The sequence below is a fragment of the Cupriavidus sp. a3 genome, assembly GCF_051015765.1.
GTDB classification, from domain to species: Bacteria; Pseudomonadota; Gammaproteobacteria; order Burkholderiales; family Burkholderiaceae; genus Cupriavidus; species Cupriavidus oxalaticus_A.
In genome coordinates this window covers 1,996,475-2,015,114 of record NZ_CP170643.1, presented here as the reverse complement: position 1 = coordinate 2,015,114, position 18,640 = coordinate 1,996,475, and the positions used below count along the sequence as shown (strand labels likewise).

Below are 18,640 nucleotides of genomic sequence, written 5' to 3'. Positions count from 1 at the left end.
AGTCGACCTATGGCAAGAATGCTAAGCATGATCCTGATCTCCTCGGCGCTGGGCCTCCATTAGTCAGCCAAACAGACTGACCTCCAGCTGCGTGTCGATGTGCCAGATCTTCTGCGCCAGCCGGCGCGCGCCATCGGTACCTATCACCGGCGATGCCAGTTCGATCAACTTGCCGTCAAGGTCGTCGTCGGTCAGCGGATCCTCCGGATCACCCTTGCGATTCGGCTGCAGGTAGTCTGCCGTGGCACCGTCCCGGGTTTCGATCTCCACCCTTGCGGCGCGCTTGCCAGGAAACCGGCCGTCGATCTCAGGGTCGACCTCGACCGTCATGCAGGCCATCAGCCGGCGCGTCTCGCTGTCCCACAGCCGTTCCGGCGTGTATGCCGACAGGCGCACGCTGCCATGCACCAGGGCGGCGGCGACGATGAACTTGAGGCTGAACTTGGCTTCGTTCTCGCTCTTGGGGTCGAGATAGCAGGCGATATCCAGCGCCGGACGATAGGTGGCGACGCGGAGGCGACGGATTTGGGCCGTTTCGATGCCCAGCTTCGCTTTCAGCGCCAGCGCACCGTCGATGGCGGCGAAGGTATGGCCGCAGCCAATGTGGTTCTTGAAGGTCAGCCGGCAAATATGGAAGTCTTTCCCAAGGGTCGATGCCAGCCCGTTCCAGTCAGGGCCGTCCGACATCGCGTGCCCCATGCCGGTCTCACCGTCGAGCACATCGAGCGAACCGGTGATGCCCGCGATGGCGGCGCGGGCGGCGAGCAATCCGCCCTCCGCAGCCCGGCCCGCGTGAAGGGGCTTGGACATCGAGTCCATGCGGAACGCCTGCTGCAGTCCGGCGGCGAAAGTGGCCGCAGTCGCCAGCGCGTGGGCAAGCTGCTCCTCGTTCGCGCCATAGATGAACGCCGCGGCGGCCGCCGCGCCAAAGGTGCCGACCGTGGCGGTGCTGTGCCAGAAACGATAGTGCGCCCGGCCCAGCACGACGCCGATACGCGTTGACACCTCATAGCCGACGACGACGCCCTTCAGCAACGTCTCGCCGCTGGCGCCCACGTCCTGTGCCGCAGCAATCGCGGCGGCGATGGTGGCGGCACCGGGGTGGTACATCGCATCACGGAAACTGTCGTCGATCTCCGCAGCGTGGGCGGCAGCGCCATTGAGTAGCGCCGCGGCGCGCGCCGTGGCACGTTGCCCCATTGGCAGCGTCGCGTTGCCGCGGCCAAGCTCCTCTTCCAGCACGCTTTGCAGGCGTTGGAACGCATCGGTGCCGATGCCCGGAAACAGCGCCGCATGCCAGTCGACCAGCGCGCGCTTCGCATGATGCAGCACCTCGGCGGGCAGCGGCCCTGCCTTGACTGTGCTGAAGAACGGCCCAAAGGCCTCGGTTGCGTTCAAGATGGGTTCTCCTCAGCCGGCCTGCGCCAGCATGTGGGGGGACTGCTGCACCCAATCCTGCAGCAGCCCGTTGACTTGTTGGTGGGCCTCGTACTGGACCCAATGCCCGGCGCCCGGCACCACGCGGACCCTGACTGCTGGCGCGCCGGCTGACGCGTCCCGCGAGTCGCGGGCGATCCCGGCAATCGATGCCGGCGACATGGTCACATCGGCTTCGCCCCAGATCATCAATACCGGGCCGGGAAAGTGTGCAAGCGCCTGCTGCAATCCGCCCGCGCGCGAGATCGACTTGCTATGGAAGCGCGTCGCGCGACAGGCACGCGTGTGGATGGCCACGGCTTCGCTGTCGATGGCGGCCGGATCGGCGATCATGAATGCCGCCAGGTTGTGACGCATCGCCGCGGCAAGCGCGTGCGGATCGAGGCAGCGGCGCCAGTCGACCAGCGCCTGCGTCATGCGGCGCGGACCGCCGTGGCCGGCCGGCCCGAGCAATGCCAGGCGGCCGACTTCGATTTCGCCAAGACCCTCATGGGTCGCAAGGTGCGCCGTCACCAGCGCGCCAAAGGAAAAACCCACCAAGTCAATACGGTTCAGCGACTGGTCCATCGATAAGCGGGCCAGCGAGCGGGCCAGGACATCGACGAGTCCCGGCAGGTCGGCGCGCGGCGCCGCACCGGAATCGCCAAAGCCCGGCATGTCCGGCACCAGCAGCCGGCGGTTGCGGGACAACGGCCCGATATTGCGCGTCCAGTGCCGCCAGTTGCCATGGCCACCATGCAGCAGCACGGTCGCCGGGCCATCGCCAAAGCTTCGCCAAATGACCTCGCAGCCATCGACCGAAGTCACCAACGTACCGCCGCGCTCGCCGCACATGCCAGGGCCTCGTCAGGGCTTGTCGGCGCCCGCCAGTACCGCCACGCCATCGGCGGCCACCACACCCTGCCCTTCGGGCAGGACGAAGACGGGATTGATCTCGGCCTCGACCAGCCGATCGCCAAGCGTGGCGACCATGCGCGAGAAGGCGACGATCGCCTCGGCCAGCGCGTCCACATCCGCCTTCGGCCGGCCACGGAAGCCCTGCAGCAATGGGGCGGTCTTCAGGCGTCCGATCATCGCCAGCGCGGCGTCACGGGTCAGCCCCCCCTCGCCAGGCAGCAGACGCAGCGTGGTATCGCCGAACAGCTCCGCGGTCACGCCGCCCATGCCGAGCAGGATCGCGGTGCCGAGCGCGTCGCGGTGCATGCCGAGAATCACTTCGACGCCGCCCTTGACCATTTCCTGCACCAGGAAGCGTTGGGGCGCGATCCCCGTGGCCGACTGCACATCGCTCGCCATTCTTGCCAGCCGGCTTGCCACCTCTGCCGGCGGGACATTGACGGCCACGCCGCCGACATCGCTCTTGTGGGTAATCTCGGCCGACAGGATCTTCAGCACGACATTGCCGCTGAAGCCTTGCGCCGCCGCCGTGGCCTCGACGCCATCGGCAACCACCACCTCCTTTGCGACCGGTACGCCGAAACCGGCGAACAAGGTCTGGGCCGCGGCTTCGTCGATCGAACCGGTGCCATAGGCGCCGAGATCCGGCAACGGCAGCGTGGGGGTGCCCGCTTCGTCAACCGCGCGGAGCTTGCCGGCACGCAGCATCGCATCGATCGCCACCGTGCACGCCTCCGGCGCGGAAAACGCCGGCACGCCACGACGATTCAGCAGCGACGCGACTTCGGGCGCATGCGGGCTCACGTAAGCAATCACCGGTTTGTCGCTGTCGGGCAGGCAGTCGCGAATGGCATTGGCCATCAGGTCCGGCATCGCCAGGCTGGACGAGCCGACGATCACTGCCACCGCGTCATAGCTCGGGCTCTCGAGCAGGATGCGGATCGCGGCGCGGAGCAGGTCAGGCTGCAGCCCGGCCAGGGTGACGTCGATCGGGTTGCGGTCGAGCGCGGCGTGGTCGCCCTTCTGCAGCGCGCGCAGCTTCGTCGCGGTCGCCTCGTCCGGTGCCGGCGTCTCGAAGCCGGCCACGCCCAAGCTGTCGGAGACCAGCGTGCCTGCGCCCCCGGTCGAGGTCAGGATCGCAACGCGATTGCCGGTGAGTTTGCGGCCGGCAGCCAGGGCTGCGGGCATGTCAAGGAGGTCCGAGAACGTCTGCGCGCGAATCACGCCGACCTGTTCGAACAGCGCGTCGTACATCCGATCCGCACCGGCTAGCGCGCCCGTATGCGACACCGCTGCGCGCGCGCCGCTCTCGGAGCGGCCGATCTTGAACGCCACCACCGGCTTGCCAGCGCGCGCGGCCTTCAGGGCAGCACGGCGGAACGTTTCCGGGTTGCGCACGCTCTCAACATACAGCGCGATCACGCGGGTGGCCTCGTCATCGGCCAGGTAATCGATAAAGTCGGCCAGGTCGAGGTCGACTTCATTACTGGTGGAAACCAGTTTGGACAGGCCAATGCCCCGCGCCGCGGCGCGCGACAGCAAGGCCCCGAGGATGCCGCCGCTTTGCGACACCACGCCGATGCTGCCGGCCGGGAACTGGTCCATTTCCAGCGCGCCGCTCGCCGACAGCGGGATGTTGTCGGTCAGGTTGACCAGGCCGATGGTATTGGGCCCGAGCAGGCGCATGCTGCCGGCCGCATCGATCAGTTCGGCCTGGCGCCGCGCGCCTTCGGCACCGGTCTCGGTATAGCCGCTCGCCAGCACGATGGCCGCGCCCGCGCCGCGCGCCGCCAGGTCGCGCACCGCCAGGTGCGCACGCTCGGCGCCCAGCAGCACGATGCCGACGTCGGGCACTTCGGGTAGCGAGGCAATGTCGGGATAGCAGCGCAGCCCGTCGATCGATTCGACCTTGGGGTTGACCGGGTAGATCGCCCCGCTGAAGCCATGCTTGCGCAGGTAGGAAACTGGGCGGCCGGCGGTCTTTGCAGGATCGGCGGAAGCGCCGATCACGGCAACGCTGCGCGGCGTGACAAGTCGTTGGATCGCATTCATGGTGTCAGGCCTTGGTGGCAGTCTTGTTCAGAAAAGCCAGCACGGACTCGCGATGCTCGCTGCTGGTGTAGCAGATACCTTGCGCCTGGCTGCCTTGGGCAAAGACCTGGTCGGCGGGCAACTCAAAGGACTGGTTCATGATGCTCTTGCCCAGCGCGATCGCGGTGGTGGAGCCCTGGCTCAGTTCTGCCGCCCACGTCAGCGCATCGCCAATCAGCGCTTCTGGCTTGCTCAGGCGGTCGGCGATGCCAAGCGCCTTGGCCTCCTGTGCCTCGACCTTGCGGCCCGTAAAGACCAGTTCCTTAGCCGCCGACAGCCCCACGCGGCGCGGCAGGAAATACATGCCGCCCCCGTCCGGGATCAGGCCCCGGTTGATATAGGACCACGAGAACGATGCCGCTTCGGAGGCCAGCACGAAATCGCAGCACAGCGCGGTATCGGCACCCAGCCCAGCCGCGGCACCGTTGACCGCGGCGATGGTGGGCTTGGGCATGGTGTGCAGCAGCTTGACGGTGTGATGGACCCGCTGCTGGCGGCTCCAGCCGTTGAAGCCCACCTCGCCCTGCGGCGCTTCCATGCGGCGCTGCATGCCGGCCACGTCGCCGCCGGCGCAAAAGCCCTTGCCGTTGCCGGTGAGCACCAGGGCGCGGATCGCCTTGTCCGCCGCCACGCGTTCCAGCGCATCGATGAATTCCGAGCGCATGTCGTCGCTCATGGCATTGCGCTTGTCGGGGCGGTTAAAGGCGAGCAGCGCGATACCGGATTCAATCTTCAGTTCAATCAGGGAATAGTTGTCCATGGCCTGTCCAGTTCTGCGGGTGCGATCAGTGCGATTTGTTCGGTACGTATGCCGAGCTCAGTCGGCCGTGATGTTGGCGTCCTTGATGACCTTGCTCCAGCGCTGGCTCTCGGCCTTGACGTAGCGGCCGAACTCGTCTGGCGTGCCACCACTGATGGCCAGCCCTTCCTGCTCGGCTCGCTTGCGGAACGCGTCGGTGTGCACGGCCTTCTTGGCCGCGGCATTCAACCGCGTGATCACCGCCGGTGGCGTGCCGGCCGGCACGAACAAGCCATACCAGCTATCTGCTACATAGTTGGGCACGCCGCTTTCCGCGATCGTGGGCACCTTGCTCAGCGCCGGCGCTTGCGAGCGCTGTGCGGTCGTGACCGCCACCGCCCGCAGCTTGCCGCTCTCCAGGTGCGGAGCGACCGCGGCTGCCGTGGCAAACATCACATCGACCTGCCCGCCGAGCAGGTCCGTGATCGCCGGGCCGGCACCGCGATAAGGAATGTGGTTCATGTCGACCTTGGCCATCTTCTTGAACAACTCGCCAGCCAGGTGCGCCGAAGTGCCGGCGCCTTGCGAGGCGTAGTTGAGCTTGCCCGGCTTGGCCCTGGCGGCCGCGATCAGGTCCTGCACGGTCTTGATGGGGCTGTCCGGCTTTACCACCAGCACATTGGGTGAGCGGCCCACCAGCATCACCGGCGCGAACGCCTTCTCCGTATCGAACGGAAGTTTCTTGTGCAGGCTCGGGTTAACCGCGTGGGCCATCGTCGCCATCACCAGCGTGTACCCGTCGGGCGCGCTCTTGGCCACCGCATCGGTGCCGATGATGGTGCTGCCACCCGGCTTGTTATCGACGATGACGGGCTGGCCCAGGTCCTCGCCCATGGTAATGCCCATCGCACGCGCCACCAGGTCCGTGCCACCGCCGGGGGCGAACGGCACCACCATGCGGATCGGCTTGTCGGGGAAGGCTGCGAGCGCGGGCAAGGGCGCTGCCGCGGCCATGAGGAACGGGATGGCTGCCTTGGCAAGCCGGCGGAAGAAGCCGGTACAGAACGGATGCATGCTTTGTCTCCTGGAACAAGTCGGAACGCCGCGGCCATCAGACTGCGTGCACCGGGCGCGTTTCTTTGTTAGAGACAGCTTAGGGCTTGCCGGGCGATTCCACACCCCCACAATTCCATTGCATGGAATTATAGGTTCGGCGGACAGTTATCAGAAAAAAAGAGGCCCTGCAGAGCGCACAAACGCTGCAGGGCCAACCCTATTCCCCAAACCAGTCCCAGATCGCCAGCCCGGGGAATGTAGGACTGCAAACAGACGCCGGACCCGAACCCGGCGAGTACATTACTCAGGCTTAACGTTCCGCTCCGCAATCAACTTCGACCACTTGTCCCCGTCCGCACGGATCCGACCTGCAAATTCCGAAGCAGTAGACGGTGCCGGTGTCAGGCCCATCTTTGCCAGATTGGCCTTGACGTCCTTGTTCTCCAACGTCTTGCGAATGGCCTCATTCAACGTCTGCACAACCTTTGGCGGCGTGCCGGCGGGCACCATCATGCCGTACCAGTTCTCCGCATGGACGCCCTTGATGCCGCTTTCATCCAGCGTCGGCACGTCCGGCAGGTATGGCAGGCGTTTGGCCGTGGTCACGGCGACAGGCTTCAGTTTTTTTCCCTCGATGAACGGCAGGAGGCCCGAGGCATCGCCGAAGAACGCATCCACCTGTCCGCCGATCGTATCGGTGATCGCTGGTGCCGCGCCCTTGTACGCCACGTGCAGGAACTCCGCCGAGGTCGAGGCTTTGAACAGCTCGATCGCCATGTGCGGCATGCTGCCGATGCCGGATGACGCCAGCGACACCGGACGGCCGGCCCGGCGCTGCGCCACCAGGTCCTTCGCCGAGCCGATCTTCGACTGCAGCGGTACCACCAGGACCTGCGGCGTGGTGACCACCAGCGAAACCGGCATCAACTCTCGGTCAGGGCGGTACGACAGGTTCTTGTACAGGGACGGATTGATGACAATGGCCCCGGCACTGGTCAGGAAGAAGACGGAACCATCCGCCGGCCCCTTGGTGACAGCGCTGACGGCAATGGCGCCGTTGGCCCCGGGCCGGTTGTCGATGATGACGGTGCGCTTGAGTTCCGTCTCCAGTTGCTTGGACATCGCGCGCGCCAGCGCGTCCGCCGGCCCGCCCGCGGGGAACGCCACCACCATCCGCACCACGTCGCCGGCCATGGCCGCCTGGCCGAATGACACCGCCAGTATCGTGGCCAGCGAACCCTTCAGGAAAGTCCTTCTCATGTTGCAATGCCTCCTTCTGTGGGTGCTGGCGGTCAGCCGCCGGCCGCACCTTGCGTATTGACATAGAGCGTATAGATCGAAGTACAGGACGCCATGAACAGCCGGTTGCGATGGCGTCCGCCAAAACACAGGTTGGCACAGCGCTCTGGCAGGCTGATATGCCCGAGGGGTTCGCCATCCGGGGCAAAGATCCGCACGCCGTCGAGTTCGGGCGTGCCCATGCCCCAGCCGCACCACAGGTTGCCGTCAATATCGACGCGAAAGCCATCGGGGGTGCCAGGTCCGGCGTCAACCAGTACTCGGCTGTCGCCCAGCGCCTGGCCACCTTCGCTGACCCGGAAAGCGCGGATGCGGCGCGGCCGCGTGCGCGACTCGATCACATACAGCACTTCCTCGTCAGGCGAGAATGCCAGGCCATTGGGCCCGCTGACGTCATCGGCGACAATCTCAAGGCGGCCGCTGACCGGATCGATACGGTAAATGCGCTCCGGCAGTTCCGAAGTCGCCTTCTCGCCCTGGTAGTAGCCGGCGATGCCGAACGGCGGATCGGTGAACCAGATCGAGCCGTCCGACTTCACCACCACGTCATTGGGCGAATTCAGCGGTTTCCCGTCATAGCGGTCCGCCAGCACGGTGATGCTGCCGTCATACTCGGTGCGCGTGACGCGCCGGCCGACATGTTCGCAGGTCACCAGCCGCCCCTGTCGGTCGCGGGTGTTGCCGTTGGCATGGTTTGACGGGCTACGGAAGACGCTGGTGTTACCGGTCTCCTCATCCCAGCGCAGGATCCGGTCGTTCGGGACATCGCTCCACAGCAGGTAGCGGCCATCCCCGAACCAGACCGGGCCTTCGGCCCAGCGGCACCGGGTGGCAATGCGATCGATCGCTGCAAGGGGCAGGTGGTATTTCTCGAAGCGCGGGCTCAGTGCCTGGACGCGCGCATCCGGATAGCGCACCGGCTCGGTCGGCGCAAGAAAAGAGTGCATGGTCATCGTTCAGACCGGAGGATCCGGAAAGAGGGTTATCCGTAGAGACGGGACGGGTTCTCCGACAACACGGCGCGCAGCAGTGAGTCATCGCCGGCCGCAGCTTGCAGCCAGGCGAGCAGCGCACGGTCGTCCGGCACCGGATAGGAAAGGTTCGGATGCGGCCAGTCCGTGCCCCAGATTGCGCGGGTGGGTGCCGCCGCCAACAAGTGCTCCAGTACGCTGCGCGCCTGCGGTGCCCCGAGGTCACCCGCAGTGATGCGGTCGACGCCCGAGACCTTGATCCAGACCGATTCATTGCGCAGCAACGCACAGACATTCTCGAGCTGGCGCGCCAGCCCGCCTTCGGAGACCGCAACCCGCGCCATATGGTCGATGACGAGTGAGGTGCCGAGATGGCCCACGGCTTCGACCGCCCGGACCACATCTTCCGGCGTGCCATGGACCAGCGCGTGCCAGCCATACGGCCGGATGCGCTCGACCATCGCGCGCACGCGCCCCGCGTCAAAGGCATTGCCGAGATGGCTCATCAGGCCAATGCGCACACCCTTGACGCCCCGAGCCGCCATCTGCGCCAGCAGCGCCTCGTCCATCTCCGGCGCAATCACGGCGATGCCGCGATACGCTCCCTCTCCCGCATCGAGGGCGGCCAACAGCGCGCTATGGTCGCTGCCATAGCAGGCCGCCTGCACAATCACGCCGTGCGTGATGCCGAGCGATCGGTGCATGGCGCGCAAGGCACCGAACGGTGCTGCCTGCGGCGCATAGACGGCGCCGTCGGGCAGCGGGTGCCGGTCATAGGGTCCGTAGATATGCGTGTGGCAGTCCCACACCGCCGGCGCGGCGCGCATCTTGGCTTCGTCGCTGGATGTCATCAGTTCGCCGTCGCGCCGGTGTCTTTCACCACCTTGGTCCAGCGGGCGTACTCGCCGTGGATCAGGTCACGGTACTGGGTGGGCGTCCCGCCGGTAGGCTCGGCGCCTTGCGCCTGCAGCGCCTTGACCACCTCGGGCGCCTGGAGCGTGGCGTTCAGCTCGCGGTTGAGCCGTTCGACCACCGGCGTGGGCGTGCCCTTTGGCGCCACAATGCCTTGCCAGGTGCCGGAATCGAATCCCGGCAGGACCGACTCGGCCAGCGTTGGCACATCCGGCAGCACCGAAACTCGTTTGGCCGTAGTGGCCGCGACCGCGCGCAGCTTGCCTTCCTTGATGAACGGCAGCACCGCGTTCAGGCTTCCCGACATCATGAAATCGATGCGTCCGGCAAGCAGGTCCGGCAGTGCCGCGGCATTGCCTTTGTAGGGGACGTGGTTGAACCTGGTCTTGGTCTTGTCGGCAAACACCACACTGGTCAGGTGATCGATGGTGCCGTTGCCGGACGAGCCGAAGTTGAGCTGCCCCGGCCTGGCCTTCAGCAGCTTGATGAAATCGGCCGGCGTCTTCACCGGGGATTCGGCGTTGACGATCAACACCAGCGGCACAGTGGCCGCGTAGCCAACGGGCGCGAAGATCTGATCCGGATTGAGTTTGGTGTTGTTGAACAGCGCCGGCGAAATCGCGATCGACGAACTGTTGTACAGCAGCGTGTAGCCATCGGCCGGCGCTTTCGCCACGAACTCTGCGGCAATATTGCCACCGGCGCCGGGACGGTTGTCGACGATGATCTGCTGACCCAGCCGCGTGCTCATATCGCGAGCGATCACGCGGGCGAGGATGTCGGTCGGTCCGCCCGCCGAGAATGCCACCACCAGACGGATTGGCTTGTCCGGGAACGTCGCGGCGTGCGCGCCGGATGCCAGCGTGCCCAGCATGACGCCGGCGATCAGGCCCAGCGCCTGGCGGCGCCCGATGCCAAGGGAAGACTCCATTTTCAACTCCAAAGCTCTGCCTACAAATTCTGCGCTTGATGCTGCTCAGTCGCAGCGTACGCTCATGCCACCGTCGACCACGATCTCCGTACCGGTGACAAAGCGCGCTTCATCGGATGCCAGGAACAGCGCCGCATTGGCGGTATCGCGGCCATCGCCCATGAAGCCGAGCGGAATACGTGCCTGGCGCTGGGCGAGCAGCGCGTCCACGTCACCACCCGCGCGTTGCCCGGCAAGGCGCACCTCGACCATCGGCGTATGCATCTGGCCAGGGACCACCGTGTTGACGCGAATATTTTTCTTGGCGTACTCGACCGCGACCACGCGCGAGAGCTGGATGATCGCCGCCTTGGCCGAGGCGTAGCCGACCTGGGCCGAACCGGTCCAGCGGATGCCCGAAGTCGAAGCTGTATTGACGATGGCGCCGCCGCCCTGCTGCTCCATGTGCGGCAGCACGTGCTTGCAGGTCAGGAAGACACTCTTCAGGTTGAAGTTGAGCTGGCGGTCCCAGTCTTCTTCGCTGAGCTGCACCGGGCCGCCCTTGGCCGAACCGCCGACGTTGTTGACCAGCACATTCACGCGCCCGAAGCGCGCCACACAGGCATCAACCATGGCCTTGACCGCCGCGGTGTCGGTCACGTCGCACAGGTGCGAGTCGAACTCTGCGCCCGCGGTCTCTAGCCGCTCCAGCGTTTCACGCATCGCATCAGCGCTCTTGTCGACGGCAAAAATCTTTGCGCCTTCCTGTGCAAAGCGCACTGCAACGGCGCGGCCGTTGCCCCAACCGGGGCCGACGCAACCCGCGCCGGTGACGATGACAACCTTTCCTTCGAGACGGCCAGACATACGGAAATCCTTTGTGTTTCGGGGTAACGGTTTGAACTCAAATCAAGCGCGTACCAGTTGGGGCGCGCTGCCGTCCGGGGGTACGACACCAAAGACATTGATGGTCATCGAGATCAGCGTGTAGTAGCCAGCCAGGCCAACCAAGTCGACCACCTGGTCCTTGCCCAGCACTGCCATCGCGCGCCGGTACAGTTCGTCCGGCACATTGCGCGTGGCATGCAACTCAGTGAGGAACTCATGAATCACGCGCTCATCCTCCTTGACGAAGGCCGGCGCACGCCCGGTGCGGATCGCTTCGACCACGTCTTCGGCTACGCCTGCCTTCAGCGCGATGGGCTTGTGTGCCCACCATTCGAACTCCGACATCCAGGTGCGGGCCATCACCAGGATCGCCAGCTCCGACAGCCGCGGCGACAACGACGAGTCATAGCGGCAGTACTGGCCCAGCGCCTGCGCGCGGTTGGCCAGGCCGGGGCGGTGTAGCCACATTGCAAGCGGCCCGCGAACCTGCCCCCGCGGACCGGCGGCAATCGCCGCGTGAACTTCCATCTGCTCGGGCGTCAGTTCTTCGGGTTTCAGTGGCTTGAGGCGTTCCATTCGCTAGCGCTCCGTGTCGACGGTTGGAAACGGAACGCAGGCCGTGGCGCTGATGGGGCGCCGGCCGCACAGGATCGGCCTGGCTGTCTCCGCTTCGTTGTTGGTTTGATGGAAGCTATTCTGGTCGCCGACGACGATAGCGTCCAATACAGTTTTAGGAAGAGACTAATTCAGTTCTAGAATAAGTCGACTTCGTTCACCGGCCTCTTCAGCCCACACGCCATGCTCGAACTCCGCACCCTCCGACTCTTCCTCGTGCTCGCCGAGGAGCTTCACTTCGGCCGCGCGGCCCAGCGCCTGCTGATCTCGCAGCCGCCGCTGACCAAGCACATCCAGCAGCTCGAAGAAGACCTCGGCGTGCTGCTTTTCGATCGCAACCGGCGCACGGTGCGGCTGACGCCGGCCGGCTCGGCGCTGGTACGTGAAGCGCGCCGCATGCTCAACCAGCTCGACGCCACCGTCGAGGCGGTGCGCAAGGCCGAGCACGGCGAGACCGGCCACCTGCGCATCGGCTTCGTCGCGGCAGTGCTGTACATGAACGTCGAGCGCATCGTGCAAAAGTTCGAGCAGGATATCGGCGAGATCGATATCACCTGGGAGGAGACCAGCACCGCCGAGCAGGTCGATGCGCTGCAGCGCGACCGCATCGACCTGGGGTTCGCGCAGATCGGCACGCCCCCAGGCGAGCTTCGCGCCCATGTCATCCACAAGGAGCGGCTGGTGGTGGCCTTGCCCGCATCGCACCCGTACGCCAAACGCAAGCGCATCGACCTGGTGCGGCTGGCCGAGATGCCCTTTGTCACGATCCCGCGCGACAGTGCGCCGGCGTACTTCGACCTGGTGACCTCCACCTGCGTCCAGGCCGGCTTCAGCCCGCATATCCGGCATTACGCCAAACATCTGCTGTCAGTGGTCAGCCTGGTAGGGCTGGGCCGCGGCATCGCGCTGGTACCGGCCACGCTCGCCAAGGCTTCGCTGCCCGGCGTGGCCTTGCGCGATCTCACCGGCGAGCCCGCCATTGCCGAGTATTCAGCGATCTGGAATCCCGACAACCGCTCGCCAGTGCTGCAGCGCGCGCTGCGTTCGCTCGGCGTGCCGCAGGCGTAGCCCTGGCTTCAGGCGACGGAATCGGCGGCGGCCAGGATGTGGCACACTGGCGTCGTCGTCAGCTTGCCAAATGCGTCGATCAGCACCTCCGCCTGCGCGGGCGCCAGCACGTCCGCCGTCAAGGCGCGAAACTTGTCCCGGATGGCTGCCATGCGCGCCGGATTCTCCGCGGAGCCCGAGGGGTTGGCCTGGTACGCGCGCAGCGCCTCGCCGTTCGTCGACATCATTTCCACCCAGCCACAGAAACTGGCCGGGTATAGCGTGTCGAGTTCGGGGTCGCGTACGATCTCGATCGTGTTGGCCAGCGCGACGATCTGCGGGTCGGCCAGGCGGGTCTGCTCGAACTGCGCCGGCAGTACCTCGCCATCCAAGAGCGCAACCGCCAGCGCGTAGCGAGCGCTCATCTGCGCGTTCAGCACACTGCCCGGCGCGTAGTGGTAACCGCATTGCACATCGACAACGGTCGGCATGCCGACGCGAATCGGTCCCTGCCCCGCCCAGTCGGCGCGCAGCCGCAGCGCACAATCGACATGCGCATGTGCACTGCCGCAGCACGCATAAGGCTTGAAGTTGGTCCGGGCCATATGCCAGTCGCTGCCCAGCCCGTCCAGCAGCCTTTCCGGTTTGGGCGACTCCGAGAACGCCTTGAGCCAGCCGCCGTCCCCGGTCTCGAACAACTGCGTCGGGCCTGTCAGGCCGCGCGCAGCGAGTTCGGCTGCCATCACGCCGGCTTGCGCGCCGCGCCCCGGATGGAAGCGCTTGGAATCCGTGCCGTCACTAGCGAACGCAAACAGCCCGCCCGACTGGGTGCCAGCAAGACCCAGCGCCCACGCGGTGCGCTCGGCGTCGAGCCCCAGCATGACCGCCGATGCCGCTGCCGCGCCCAGCGGCGCGCACACGGCGGTCATATGCCATCCCTTCATCCTGGCCAGCGCCGGCTGCAACGCTAGTGAGCAGCGGATCATGGTTTCGTAGCCAACGGCAATAGCGGTTTCGACCCGCTCGGGCGGTACCTCGAGCGTCTCCGCCAACGCGAAAACCGCCGGCAGTACGACCGCGCCCAGGTGGACCTTTGCATTGTGGAAGTCGTCCAGCTCGTAGGCGTGTGCAGCGGCGCCATTGACCAGCGCGGCATCGGCGGCCCGGTACGACCGGCCCGGTCGGCCCCATGCGCGTGCCCCGCCACTGCGCGGAGCGAGGTAACCATCGTCCGCCCAGTCACGGATGGCGCGCGACCAGGGCTCGTCATGCCCGGTCAGGCCGGCGCCGAATGTGTCCAGTGAGAGTCCACCGACCGCCTGCCGCACACCGTCCGGCAAGTCGGCATTGCGGATGCCGGCGATCCATCCGGCAAGTTCCCGGGTGATGGCCATCGATTGCATTTGCTGATGCATGCTTGCTTGTCCTTATCCCTGTCCATCGCTCAATCGATACGGATGCTGGCTGCCTTGACAATGCCCGCGACCTTGTCGATCTCATCCTTGATCACCACCTTGAACTGCTCCGGGGTGGACTGCACGGTTTCAAAGGCCAGTTCCTCGAAGCGCGCCTTCAGGCTGGCTTCGCGCACGGCCTTGTTGACCTCCTGCGACAGCTTTCGGGTGATGTCCGCAGGCAGGTTGGCGGGACCCCAGAGCCCGTACCACGACAACAGCTCAAAGCCAGGCAGGCCACTCTCGGCAACGGTCGGCACGGCTGGAAGCTGCGGGATACGCTTGCTACTGGTGACCGCCAGAACTTTTAGCCGCCCCGCCTTGACGAACGGATACGCGCCTGGCATCGGCGACACCGCCGCCGACACGTGCCCGCCCATCACGTCATTCAACTGCGGCACGGCGCCCTTGTAGGACACGATATCCATCTCCAGCTTGAACGCGTGGCGAATCATCTCCTCGGCCAGATGGCTGGTGGTGCCTAGCCCGGAGGTGGCCCAGGTGTAGGTCCGCGGCTTGGCTTTCGCCAGCTTGACCAAGTCGCGCAGCGAACTGGTTGGGAGGCTGGTGTTGGCGACCACGATCAGCGGCACGTGCCCTACCTGTGCGATCGGGGTGAAATCCCTGATGGCGTCGTACGGGGCGTTCTTCGCGACGAGCGGCAGGTACACCTGGCTGGAGGCATTGAAGAGCAGCGTATAGCCGTCCGCCGAGGCCTTTGCCACCGCCTCTGACCCGATCATGCCCGACGCACCCGGTCGGTTCTCGATAACGATCGCTTGCCCAAGCTGACGCTGCAGTTGTGCAGCCACCAGGCGCCCCACTGTATCGATCGAGCCGCCCGGGGTGTAAGGGATGATCATCTTGATCGGGCGATTGGGATACGCCTCACTCGCGAGCGCCACCGGCTGCGATCCGATCATCATCGCCATCGCGCCGATCACACCCAGCGCCGCACGCCGCCCTGTCCTGCCAGTCCTGTTCATGGCTGTCTCCTTGGTTTTTACGCGCTTGCAAAGGCGTCCGGACCTTTTCCATCCGCATGGCACCGCGCTATGCAGGCCACTGTAGGGACGGGCCGGCAGACCGTCCAATACTGTTTCGCTCCATGAGTTATAGGACTGGCATATGACACGGCACTGCGCTACCTGCGTTGGTTGCGGCTATCCTAGTGCCCTGTCTCGCAAGGAAATCAGCACCATGGAACTCCGGCAACTGCTCTATTTCGTGACCGTCGCGGATGAGTTGAACTTCAGCAAGGCCGCGGTGCGGCTGCACATGTCGCAGCCACCGCTCTCCCAGCAAATCAAGGCACTGGAAGACGAGATGGGAGTGGAACTGTTGGTGCGCAATCGCCGGGAAGTCCGCCTGACCGACGCGGGCCGTGCCTTCCAGGCAGACTGCCGCACCGTGCTCGACCAAGTGCGCGTAGCCGTGACTACCGCGCGGCGCACGGCGGCCGGCGACATCGGCACGCTGCAGATCGGCATGGTGACGTCAGGCATCTTCCATGTGCTCCCCACCATCCTGACCCGCATGGCAGAGCGTTTCCCCGGGCTGCATATCGCCGTGACCGACATGGGCTCGGCCGACCAGGCGCATGCCGTGATGCAGGGCAAGCTCGATATCGGCATCGTGCATTCGATCCCGACGCGCAGCGGCCTCGGCAAAGCCCCGATCTTCACCGAGTATTTCACTATCGTCGTGCCCCAAGGCCACGAACTCGCCGCCAGGCCTGCGCTGGCGCTCCGCGACCTCGAAGGTGTGCCACTGGTGGCATTCTCGCGTGAGCACGCGCCGGCGTTGTTCGACGGCATGATCGCCTCATGCCTGCATGCCGGCTTCAGTCCCGTCATCGCACATACGGCGCGCAATCCACTGACCACCTTCCAGATGGTCAAGCTCGGCCTGGGCGTGGCGCTGGTGCCGCGCTCTTACGCCCGCGCCGGGCTGCCAGGCGTGGTGTTTCGTGAGATCGGCCAGACCGCTGGTCACATCCAGCTCTATGCAATCTGGCGTGAGCAGGCGGCCAGCGATCTGGTCATGCGGGTCGTGAGCGAAGTGATGAGCGAACCGATCGCCTACTAAACTGCATCACGCGCCTTCATGCCACCGCGCTTTGCCCCCGCAGACAGCGCAGCCACATAGTCGATGATCGCCGCCACAACCTCGTCCAGCCGCTCCGGCAGCAAGGCATGCGCGGCATCGCGGATGGTGAGGTTGGTCACGCGATCGCCGAGGTAGTCACGCAGCACATTGGCATAGCGCTGCGGTGCAATCACATCGTATTCTGCCTGCACATTAAGGATCGGCACGTTGCCGCCAGCGAAGAAGTCATCTACAGGTGTGCGCTTCTGCGCCAGCGTCTGCATCGTCATCAACTCCGTGTTCCAGCCCTGCAGCCAGGGAGCAGGATCATTGCACGGCGCGAAGAATACCGCGCGCAGGCTTTCCAGACGCACCGCGTCCGGCAGGTTGGTATCGCCGCAACGCTCGATCTGGGCGCGCACCTCAGGCGGAATCGGCACGGCATCGACGTCCTTCGGCACCTTGCCCGCCGAACCGGCCAGCAGGACCAGCGCGCGCACCAAATCAGGCCGGTCGCTGGCCACGGTGCGGGCGATCCAGTTGCCATGGGCATGCCCGACGATAACGACCGGCGTCTGGCCGCCATGCTCGATCACGGCTGCGATATCGCCTGCCCAGTCGTGCAACGTCTTGTCGGCAAGGGGGCCGACGCTGCGGCCATTGCCGCGCGGCTCCGGGCAGAAGACGCGATAGCCGGCAGCAGCAAGCGGCTCGGCCAGTTCCAGCATGTCAGTTGCGCCGCGGCCGAGCGACGGCAGCAAGACGATGGCCGGTCCGGCACCCAGTTCATAGACCTCGATGGAGATCGCCGCCGAGCGCGGTACTTCGTAGCGCAGAACTGCGCTTTGGTTGTCGCCAGCGCGCGATGTTGCCTTCGCTTGCTGCTCCGTGTTGCCTCGCATGGTCTAGTCTCCCTCGGTGTACCGGTCAGGACAAAGGCGTCCTGGACCTTGTCCGGCCTACTGTACCGAGGCCACCCTGTAAATTCCAATATGGAATCTGACTGACAGTTATAGGGCTGGCGGGGAACACGGTCAGCCTTCCTGCCGGCTTAGGCTGGCTAGCTTAGTCAGGCTTGATCCCGAGTTTCGTCACGATCTCCGACCAGTTCTTCACTTCGCGGCCGATTAGCGAGGCAAACTGCTGTGGCGTGCCGCCGGCCGGGGCGGCGCCATCGATAGCGAACTTTGTCGCCGTCTCGGGCTGTGCCAGGATGCGATTCACCTCACCATTGACGCGCTTGACTATATCGGCCGGCATCCCCTTGGGACCGACAATGCCGTACCAGAGCGTAACGTCATAGCCCGGAACACCGCTTTCAGCTACCGTCGGTACCGCGGGCAGCGCTGGCAGCCGCTCGGAAGACGTCACCGCATAGGCCTTCAGCTTGCCGGCCTTGATCAATGGCAGCGCGCTGGCGCTGGCGGCAAAGTACAAGTCGACCTGCTTGGAAACCACGTCGTTCAGTGCCGCGCCGCCGCCTTTGTAGGGAATATGGCGCAACTCAACCTTTGCATTGGCACCGAAGCGCTCGCCCGCAAGATGGATTACGCTGCCGGCTCCGGAGGAGGCGAAGGTCAGCAAACCGGGCTTGGCGCGCGCTAGCGAAATGATCTCCGCGACATTGCGCGGCGCGAAATCCGCATGCGAGACCAGGATCAGCGGCCCCTTCGATACTTGGACGATAGGAGTCACGTCTGCCACAGGATCGTACTTAAGGCTGTACAGGCCGGGATTGACGGTATAGCTGGAGGAAACCAGGGTCAGCGTATATCCGTCAGGGGCCGAGCCCCTGCCGGCATTGACACCGATCTGTCCGCCGGCCCCGGGCCGGTTCTCGACAATGACCGGCTGGCCTAGGGAGCGCGATAGCTTGTCGGCGATGTAACGCCCGACGATATCTGCGCCGCCACCGGGTACAAAGGTGACGATCAGCCGGATAGGCTTGTCAGGGTATGGTGCCGCAAGCGCGGCAAGCGGCACAACGGCACAACGGCACAACGGCACAACGGCACAACGGCAAGCGTAAGGCCTGCGAGAAAAGTAGTTACCGGGCCTCGGCATCCTGCCATGGTGTGTCTCCTGTTTACTTAAGTCGGTAATGCAGGAGAGAATGATCGCAAGGTTGGAGACTCAAGGCCAATACCGATTCGGAAAGACAATGATTCCGCTGCGCTATTGATGACGCAGCCGAGAAGCGGAAGGCGTTCGACCATCACGATATGAGCGATCTCCA

Annotated in this window: 17 protein-coding genes; 2 read left to right on the top strand and 15 right to left on the bottom strand. The window is 65.3% G+C overall.

Annotated elements, in window-relative coordinates:
* Window positions 1–63 precede the first annotated feature (63 nt).
* From ACAD63_RS09810 to ACAD63_RS09760, 11 genes are all read right to left on the bottom strand, one after another.
* Window positions 64–1,398, bottom strand: a complete 1,335-nt coding sequence (locus ACAD63_RS09810) for an MmgE/PrpD family protein (RefSeq protein WP_135706386.1) — start codon at window positions 1,396–1,398, stop codon at window positions 64–66.
* Between the two features lie 12 nt (window positions 1,399–1,410).
* Complete coding sequence (locus ACAD63_RS09805) at window positions 1,411–2,271, bottom strand: alpha/beta fold hydrolase (RefSeq protein ID WP_434033846.1); 861 nt, start codon at window positions 2,269–2,271, stop codon at window positions 1,411–1,413.
* Between the two features lie 12 nt (window positions 2,272–2,283).
* Window positions 2,284–4,386 (bottom strand): acetate--CoA ligase family protein, encoded by a 2,103-nt coding sequence (locus ACAD63_RS09800; protein ID WP_434033845.1) that lies wholly within the window; start codon window positions 4,384–4,386, stop codon window positions 2,284–2,286.
* A gap of 4 nt (window positions 4,387–4,390) precedes the next feature.
* Window positions 4,391–5,185 carry an enoyl-CoA hydratase/isomerase family protein gene (locus tag ACAD63_RS09795; protein WP_434033844.1) on the bottom strand — a complete coding sequence of 265 codons (795 nt, stop codon included), beginning with the start codon at window positions 5,183–5,185 and terminating at the stop codon, window positions 4,391–4,393.
* Window positions 5,186–5,242: 57 nt separating this feature from the next.
* The gene (locus tag ACAD63_RS09790; protein ID WP_116348601.1) at window positions 5,243–6,238 is read right to left on the bottom strand and encodes a tripartite tricarboxylate transporter substrate binding protein; all 996 of its coding nucleotides are present in this window, start codon (window positions 6,236–6,238) and stop codon (window positions 5,243–5,245) included.
* Window positions 6,239–6,520: 282 nt separating this feature from the next.
* Window positions 6,521–7,414, bottom strand: a complete 894-nt coding sequence (locus tag ACAD63_RS09785; RefSeq protein ID WP_240746061.1) for a Bug family tripartite tricarboxylate transporter substrate binding protein — start codon at window positions 7,412–7,414, stop codon at window positions 6,521–6,523.
* A gap of 98 nt (window positions 7,415–7,512) precedes the next feature.
* Complete coding sequence (locus tag ACAD63_RS09780) at window positions 7,513–8,472, bottom strand: SMP-30/gluconolactonase/LRE family protein (protein ID WP_135706383.1); 960 nt, start codon at window positions 8,470–8,472, stop codon at window positions 7,513–7,515.
* Window positions 8,473–8,501: 29 nt separating this feature from the next.
* Window positions 8,502–9,341, bottom strand: a complete 840-nt coding sequence (locus ACAD63_RS09775) for an amidohydrolase family protein (protein ID WP_135706382.1) — start codon at window positions 9,339–9,341, stop codon at window positions 8,502–8,504.
* Window positions 9,341–10,333: a Bug family tripartite tricarboxylate transporter substrate binding protein gene (locus ACAD63_RS09770; protein ID WP_434033843.1), complete on the bottom strand. Its 993-nt coding sequence runs from the start codon at window positions 10,331–10,333 to the stop codon at window positions 9,341–9,343. The genes ACAD63_RS09775 and ACAD63_RS09770 overlap by 1 nt, the downstream gene beginning before the upstream one ends.
* A 45-nt stretch (window positions 10,334–10,378) precedes the next feature.
* Window positions 10,379–11,179 carry an SDR family NAD(P)-dependent oxidoreductase gene (locus tag ACAD63_RS09765; protein ID WP_135706380.1) on the bottom strand — a complete coding sequence of 267 codons (801 nt, stop codon included), beginning with the start codon at window positions 11,177–11,179 and terminating at the stop codon, window positions 10,379–10,381.
* A 42-nt stretch (window positions 11,180–11,221) separates the two neighbouring features.
* Window positions 11,222–11,776, bottom strand: a complete 555-nt coding sequence (locus ACAD63_RS09760; RefSeq protein ID WP_116348611.1) for a carboxymuconolactone decarboxylase family protein — start codon at window positions 11,774–11,776, stop codon at window positions 11,222–11,224.
* A 222-nt stretch (window positions 11,777–11,998) separates the two neighbouring features.
* Between ACAD63_RS09760 and ACAD63_RS09755 the strand changes: the two genes are divergently transcribed.
* On the top strand, window positions 11,999–12,883 hold the full coding sequence (locus tag ACAD63_RS09755; protein ID WP_135706379.1) for a LysR substrate-binding domain-containing protein: 885 nt from the start codon (window positions 11,999–12,001) through the stop codon (window positions 12,881–12,883).
* Window positions 12,884–12,891: 8 nt separating this feature from the next.
* On the opposite strand, the gene ACAD63_RS09750 is transcribed toward ACAD63_RS09755, so the two are convergent.
* Together ACAD63_RS09750 and ACAD63_RS09745 are read right to left on the bottom strand one after the other, a co-directional pair.
* On the bottom strand, window positions 12,892–14,277 hold the full coding sequence (locus ACAD63_RS09750) for an MmgE/PrpD family protein (protein WP_434033842.1): 1,386 nt from the start codon (window positions 14,275–14,277) through the stop codon (window positions 12,892–12,894).
* A gap of 29 nt (window positions 14,278–14,306) precedes the next feature.
* A complete protein-coding gene (locus ACAD63_RS09745; protein ID WP_434033841.1) occupies window positions 14,307–15,302 on the bottom strand; it encodes a Bug family tripartite tricarboxylate transporter substrate binding protein in 996 nt (331 codons plus the stop codon).
* Window positions 15,303–15,516: 214 nt separating this feature from the next.
* Here ACAD63_RS09745 and ACAD63_RS09740 point away from each other — a divergent pair, with 214 nt between their 5' ends.
* Window positions 15,517–16,404: a LysR family transcriptional regulator gene (locus tag ACAD63_RS09740; RefSeq protein WP_116348619.1), complete on the top strand. Its 888-nt coding sequence runs from the start codon at window positions 15,517–15,519 to the stop codon at window positions 16,402–16,404.
* Here ACAD63_RS09740 and ACAD63_RS09735 read toward each other — a convergent pair.
* Entirely contained in the window at window positions 16,401–17,306 is a 906-nt protein-coding gene (locus ACAD63_RS09735) for an alpha/beta fold hydrolase (RefSeq protein ID WP_434033840.1), read from the bottom strand. The two genes, ACAD63_RS09740 and ACAD63_RS09735, sit on opposite strands and share 4 nt — an antisense overlap.
* A 163-nt stretch (window positions 17,307–17,469) precedes the next feature.
* Entirely contained in the window at window positions 17,470–18,387 is a 918-nt protein-coding gene (locus ACAD63_RS09730) for a tripartite tricarboxylate transporter substrate binding protein (RefSeq protein ID WP_434033839.1), read from the bottom strand.
* Between the last annotated feature and the right edge of the window lie 253 nt (window positions 18,388–18,640).